7 protein-coding genes and 1 tRNA gene are annotated in these 6,116 nt (G+C 47.2%); 4 read left to right on the top strand and 4 right to left on the bottom strand.

Going from position 1 to position 6,116, the window contains the following annotated elements; genetic code table 11:
* Positions 1–559 (bottom strand): RNA 3'-terminal phosphate cyclase (gene rtcA / locus B7L70_RS11740; protein ID WP_081228353.1); only part of this gene is annotated, 559 nt, incomplete at its 3' end.
* A gap of 118 nt (positions 560–677) precedes the next feature.
* On the opposite strand from rtcA, the gene B7L70_RS11735 reads away from it, so the two are divergent.
* The 4 genes from B7L70_RS11735 to B7L70_RS11720 all read left to right on the top strand — a co-directional run bounded on the left by B7L70_RS11735 (position 678) and on the right by B7L70_RS11720 (position 4,749).
* Complete coding sequence (locus B7L70_RS11735) at positions 678–1,124, top strand: peroxiredoxin (protein WP_081228352.1); 447 nt, start codon at positions 678–680, stop codon at positions 1,122–1,124.
* 85 nt (positions 1,125–1,209) lie between these two features.
* Positions 1,210–1,998, top strand: coding sequence for a G1 family glutamic endopeptidase (locus B7L70_RS11730; RefSeq protein WP_081228351.1), 789 nt, complete (start codon positions 1,210–1,212; stop codon positions 1,996–1,998).
* A 153-nt stretch (positions 1,999–2,151) separates the two neighbouring features.
* Positions 2,152–2,856, top strand: a complete 705-nt coding sequence (locus B7L70_RS11725; protein WP_081228350.1) for a DUF973 family protein — start codon at positions 2,152–2,154, stop codon at positions 2,854–2,856.
* A 222-nt stretch (positions 2,857–3,078) separates the two neighbouring features.
* Positions 3,079–4,749, top strand: coding sequence for a hypothetical protein (locus B7L70_RS11720; protein ID WP_081228349.1), 1,671 nt, complete (start codon positions 3,079–3,081; stop codon positions 4,747–4,749).
* Positions 4,750–5,064: 315 nt separating this feature from the next.
* Here B7L70_RS11720 and B7L70_RS11715 read toward each other — a convergent pair.
* The 3 genes from B7L70_RS11715 to B7L70_RS11710 all read right to left on the bottom strand — a co-directional run.
* A tRNA-Pro gene (locus B7L70_RS11715) sits at positions 5,065–5,186 on the bottom strand.
* A 9-nt stretch (positions 5,187–5,195) separates the two neighbouring features.
* Positions 5,196–5,330 carry a hypothetical protein gene (locus B7L70_RS14210; RefSeq protein ID WP_255408869.1) on the bottom strand — a complete coding sequence of 45 codons (135 nt, stop codon included), beginning with the start codon at positions 5,328–5,330 and terminating at the stop codon, positions 5,196–5,198.
* 6 nt (positions 5,331–5,336) lie between these two features.
* A partial coding sequence (locus B7L70_RS11710) for a dienelactone hydrolase family protein (RefSeq protein ID WP_101940288.1) occupies positions 5,337–6,116 on the bottom strand: 780 nt, incomplete at its 5' end.

Below are 6,116 nucleotides of genomic sequence, written 5' to 3'. Positions count from 1 at the left end.
CTAGGTTCCCAAATTCCACCGCATTGACTGCCCTCAACTCGCTAGGTCTTACCGTGAGCACGACCTCACCGCCACCCCTTGGGTAGTGACCGCGCCTTACCAACCTAACCTCTGCCTTGACGCCGAACAACCCAAGCATTGGGAGCATTACGAACCTCACGTAATCAATTGGCGGTGACCAGGGTACATCAGTACCGCCGGTTATTGTTACCGTGCTCTCGCAGGGCGCGAACACAAGTATTGGGAGTATCGTCTGTATAACAAGCGTTACGGAACCAGCTGTACCAATATCAAACCTAAACCCACCACAACCAATCCTACCGGGCTTGAAGGTGAGCTCTGTGGAGCCCTTAACGGCACCGATGACCTGAGCATTGGCTATCCTTGCGGCAGCCAATACACCAGTTAGGTGTTGTTGTTGAAGACCTGGATTACTCCTCCTAGCCCTAATATTAAACACCCTAATTGGCTTCCCTAAAATTGCCGAGAGAGCCAACGCTGTCCTAAGTATCTGTCCGCCACCCTCAAGCACGGAACCATCAATCTCAATAGCACTCATTGGTCATGCATTGGGTGCATTGAGCTAAAACCCTTACCTCCCTGGAACACCCAGTACTAGTTATCTTAAGTTACGCATTAGGCTAAGAAAGAAAAGGCGTTATCTAAGGACGAACTCGATGGTGGCTGAGGGAGAGGACGCACCAGACTTTGAATTACAAAGCCATGATGGAGAAGCCATAAGACTAAGCAACTATAGAGGTAAATGGGTGGTTCTCTACTTCTTCCCAAAGGCCTTCACAAGCGGATGTACGCGCGAGACCCAGGAATTCGCGAGGCTCCGGAATGAGTTCGAGATTAGGGGAGTAACGGTGTTCGGCATAAGCACAGACACCGTAGATACGCAGAAAAAATTTGCGGAGAAATACGGCGTAAAGTTCAAACTGCTCAGTGATCATGGCAAAGATGTGTCGAGAAGATACGGGGTACTTAGGCCTACTGGAACCGCAGAAAGGGTTACATTCATAATAAGCCCTGAGGGCAAGATAGCTAAAATAATAAGGAATGTAAAGCCCGAGGAACACCCAGTAAGGGTTCTAGAGTACCTAAACCAAGTAACTAAATAAGCAATAGGTAATGTACGTTAGACAATATATATTAAAATAATCATACCAGGTAATGCTTTAAAAAGATCTACACTTGTAAAATAAGATGAGAAGATCTTTGGAAATACTCTCGATAATGGTAATCGCACTGACCCTTTTGCTGGGCATGGCTACGTTATATACCGTTAAAGCCCAAATGCATCCCATGATTAGGTATTACGAGGTTAAGGGTCAGGTGTATTCACTAAATTGGGCTGGGTATGCCGTACCTGCTGAGGAGTACACCGTAACTGGTGTGGCTAGTTCATTCATAGTACCCCAGGTAACGTGCACAAAACAGACTACATACGTTGCCCTTTGGGCAGGAATAGATGGTTACAACGATAGTACGGTCGAACAGGCAGGTATACTCGCTGAATGCAGTGGTGGTAAGGCATACTACTCTGCCTGGTATGAGTTCTACCCATCACCATCGGTCACAATAAGCGGCTTCACGGTAAAGCCTGGCGACCATATTTACGTAAGTGTGGCATACCTAGGCAATGGCGAATTCAACATTACATTGATTGATTATACAGAACATGAAGCCTTCAGCACGACAGGTAGCGTAAGTGGTGCGTTACGATCATCCGCGGAATGCATCCTAGAGAGGCCCACCGTCGCCGGTCAATTAACAGCCCTCGCAAACTTCGGTACTGCATACTTCGGGCAGGACTACACGGACATACAGGGTACCTGCTACGCAACAATAAGCGGCAGCACCGAGCCCTTTGGCTCATTCAGTAGCGTGACGGAGATAGTGATGGTAACAAACAACGGAAAGGTGCTGGCACAACCAAGCTCTCTATCAAGTGATGGCTCAAGCTTCACAGTAACATACATAGGCAGTAGATAACAATACACAAACCCACTAACTCACTCAAAAATAGAGCAATTTTTGTCCACACTAGATATTATTGAACTCATCACTAAGCGAGACCCGATCCTCGACTGAGAAGCGATAAAAACCTATTTATAGATCCTTGAAACTCAATATAATGCGATACCTATGAGCGGGCCCGGTCCGGGCGATGCTAAGTACTATTCGTTGATTTACGATGGGGTTTCGTTGTTATTCACGGGTGTGATCTTTGAGCTTATATTTGGTATCCTGATTACTATTGTAACGATTGCCGTAGTATTTAGCATTGTTTATTCAGGATCGTCTATGATGACTAATGAGGATTATTTAGTAAATGAGGTCGTACATGCTGCCGCTATTATTGGGATAATAACTAATTTGATAGATTTCGTAATAGTATATGCATATTACTACAGGGGTTTCACGAAATTGGCGATGGCTGACCTATCCAGATACAGCATTGGTAGGGTTGGCTCGATAGTAAGTATAGCTGGTCAGGTTATCGGTATATCATTAGCTGCCTTATTACTATCCCTAACCTTTAACCTCAGTAATGTTTGGATTGTATACTTAATATCGAGCCCTGGAAGCATCGTTGGTTTTGTTGCAACTGTACTAATTACAATTGCCCTGTACAGGCTTGGCGATCATTTTAACGTAAGTTACTTATCGACTGGTGCCACATTGCTGGCATTTATGGCCGCGATTAATCTATTCAGTATGATACCTGGCGCCTCGGTGGTTGTGGGGATCCTCGGCCTTCTCATAGGCATACCTGCCCTAATATTACTAATGATAGGGCTAAACGAGGTAAAGAAGGCTGTGGGAGGCAAGCTTGGACAACAACAGTGAGATTACATAAGCTAGGAGACAAGTCTCAAACCTAGTTAACAATTATTACCAAGGCTTTATTAAATCATCACCTGGGCCTCTAGAGGTCAAACAAGTAAGGCTAGCTAGGGTGAGGAGGTGCATCATTGAACCACTCACGCATTAATTAACCTCAACCCAACCCACTTTTCGCGAACGGCCGGGTAAATAAGGAATAAAAACTGTAGAATAAGTAGTTCCTGTATGAGATTCAAGTCCAAGCTTGTTTTTGCCATCTCGTTAGCGGTTGCGGTGGTTTTAGTCGCGGTAATGGTCTCAGTACTACTTCTAACCCATATCACCAATAAGCCAAGCACGCCGGCACCAATTGGTTCTTCAATCAGCATTTACTTTGGTCCGACAATCTACGTCGTTGGCCCACAAACACTAACCCAAAGACTCGTTAGCATCGGCATACCCCAATCAAAGATTGCGCCAACAAGCCTGGGCCAGTTGCCCAACCTACCTAACAATAGTGTTGTTATGATTGATTGGTCCGTGATTAAGCCCTACGTGGCTTACGGCACCGTGGGTGGGAACATCACACTGAACCTGACAAGCCCAGCCGTTGGGTTGCTGGCAAACCTATTCGCAAAGGGTGACCTGGTCATGATAAACGTGAGTAGGTCCGAGGCGCCAGTTGCCGAGCTACTCCTCTCCTACGCAATGGCGAAGGGGGCGAATGTCACTTTTTACGGAACAAATGGCGCACGCCAATACTTTGTACCGATGCTTGAGATGCCAGTGAATAGTAATTACACGTTGGTTGGGGCAACCGCAATAAGAACGCCGTATGGGGTAGCCGTGCTGGTAGGGCCGGTGAGCCTTGAGGGATTGCCGAACCTATTCTGGTACTGGCTGTGGTCAATTAGGGTGGCCAAGGGTGATAAGCCAACAACAAACCAAGACCCAAGCGATGGCTTTCAAAATGTGGGTCCGTGCTACGTGACCTACTGGTATTTCTTAGGTTGGTTGCAGAGTTGGTATGGTGTGCACCCGAGTGGCAACTTCATCTTCCTATGGGACCTGCAATCTTTGGAAAACCAGGTCGCGATTGGTATTTCCGCTCATGATTACGGCATCGCGGCTGTCCAGGACAACTACGGCGACACATTCTACTACGACTCATGCATAGTAATGAAAAATTCCCTCACATCAATAAGGCCGGCATTTATAGATGCGGAGCTACTAGGTGATGTCGCGTATTATCTAACGAATAATGGTAGTGGTGGGTGGGTAGGTCCTGACGCACTTTGGTATTTAATTGGTGGCTTCGATATGTACAAGAGCCATGAAGCCACGATAAACTACCCATCTTTCTACAACGCATACATCACTGATAGTTACGGCCAGTATATGCCAACCCCCACAGGTTTCTTCCCAACAAGGTTATTCAACATCGGTGATGCTTTTCTATCCGATATTCCCGTCAACTACGCCGTGCCCACCAGCGCCTGGGGAGGTGTATTGATAGGCGTCTCGACAACGCCGTACTACGTGAACGAGGCAGGGGAGTACGCATATAACCTAACATGGACCTTCGACTACGCCTTTGTCTATGCCGATAGTGGGGTATTTGTTGATGGCTTCACCGTGGGCTCAGGTGGGACTGCGGTTATATTACTGAAAAATTACTTGCCTGTTGGCACGTACTGGTTCTACCTACCATTCAACGCCGAGGTGGAAACTAGCTGCTGGAGCGCCTGGGCAAACACGGCTTGGGTTGTGGGCTTTGTCGCGCCATCGAGCAACGCTGTCTCAATAAACACAGTATACCTCGGCCACCCACCTCAGCAATCCAACGCACCCAGCGGCACATGGATAAGCGGTTACATGAATCACTGCCCCTCCACCGTAAACCTAAGTGGGCCATGATGAGCTAATTAATGGCTCATTTCATCATAATAGCCAGTGCATCATTATGACAAGCTTGTCCAGATTCTCAGGCACAGCTCAGTTTAACAACAATTCTCTAAAGCTGGCCCGTATTTCCTCGTGTATATGCGATAGCCGCAACGGCAATCCTATTACTAATGTATGCCGTAGCACTAGTAATAATAACTATGAAGTGGGCAAAGAGCAATAGGAGGAAGACAGGGTCGAAATTTCAATTACATCGAATGTTCTGATACGTTTTGTGATAACCAATGAAATCAAGTTAGAAAGTACGGAAGAATGAGTTCGCGTTCTTGGTGGGGCCGCCGGGATTTGAACCCGGGATCACTCGGGCTCTCGTGACCGTGGGCTTTACTTTTTGTCGCCCACGGTGGCAGCCCAAGCCGAGCATCCTAGCCAGGCTAGACTACGGCCCCGGCGCTACTTTATTGCCTTGGGTTTTTAGGGTTTTCTTTACCTTTACCGTGCTCATTCTCCTTCATTTCCAATATGTTCACCCATGTTATGAAGCAATCCGCCACCGCATTGTCAAACCCTTTTTGTTTGCTTTCCCTGTTCATGCACCATCACCCTAGGTACTTCCTAAAGAAGTTCACGGTCCTCTCCCACGCATCCTTTGCAGCAACCTCGTTGTATGCCGGTCCTCCTTCCGTGGCGAAGGCGTGGTATGTCCCTGGGTAGAATGCCATTTCGAAGCGTGGTTTGTAAGTTATTACCGCCCTCATTAAGTCCGGTATTCCCTGGTTTATGGCTGGGTCTTCGCCTGCGTATATTGCCAGTATTGCGCCGCGTACCTTGGCTATGTCGTCAAGATGCCTTGGGCTTCTTCCGTAGTATATGGCTCCAGCGTCTATTGGCACCTTGGTCATTGCCTCGAAGGCTAATCCACCTCCCATGCAGAACCCAATTATTCCTATCCTCTGTGGTTTGTACGTGTCCTTTATGTAATTGTATGTGCTCACTATATCGTTGATCATCCTCTCCTCAGTGGACTCCCTGTTTATGATTAGTTCATTCACCATCTCCCTCTCCTGTGGCGTTAGTGAGCTCATGAATTCCTTAATCGCATTGATATCAGTCCTCCTCTCAGGTGGTAGTGACCAGAACCTCCTCATTACGTTCATGATGTTCTGCTCCGTAAACAAGTCAGTCCTCCTTGAGTATAGGTTTGGGGCTAGCGCTAGGTAGCCTTGGGATGCTAATCTCCTAGTCACGTTTTGTATGAACTCTGTTATTCCAAATATCTCGTGTATAACTATGACGGCTGCGTTATAGCCCGTTTCCGGTGTTGCTGTGAATGCGGTTATTTCCGAACCATCGAAGGACCTGTACCTTATGTACTCCTC

Source organism: Vulcanisaeta sp. EB80, assembly GCF_002078205.2.
This window is presented reverse-complemented; position numbering and strand designations above follow the sequence as displayed.

What these genes read in the sequence shown, in the direction of transcription:
- B7L70_RS11735 (WP_081228352.1), top strand. Translation starts at nt 678, where the DNA reads ATGGTGGCTGAGGGAGAGGACGCACCAGACTTTGAATTACAAAGCCAT.
- B7L70_RS11730 (WP_081228351.1), top strand. Translation starts at nt 1,210, where the DNA reads ATGAGAAGATCTTTGGAAATACTCTCGATAATGGTAATCGCACTGACC.
- B7L70_RS11725 (WP_081228350.1), top strand. Translation starts at nt 2,152, where the DNA reads ATGAGCGGGCCCGGTCCGGGCGATGCTAAGTACTATTCGTTGATTTAC.
- B7L70_RS11720 (WP_081228349.1), top strand. Translation starts at nt 3,079, where the DNA reads ATGAGATTCAAGTCCAAGCTTGTTTTTGCCATCTCGTTAGCGGTTGCG.
- B7L70_RS14210 (WP_255408869.1), bottom strand. Translation starts at nt 5,330, where the DNA reads ATGAACAGGGAAAGCAAACAAAAAGGGTTTGACAATGCGGTGGCGGAT.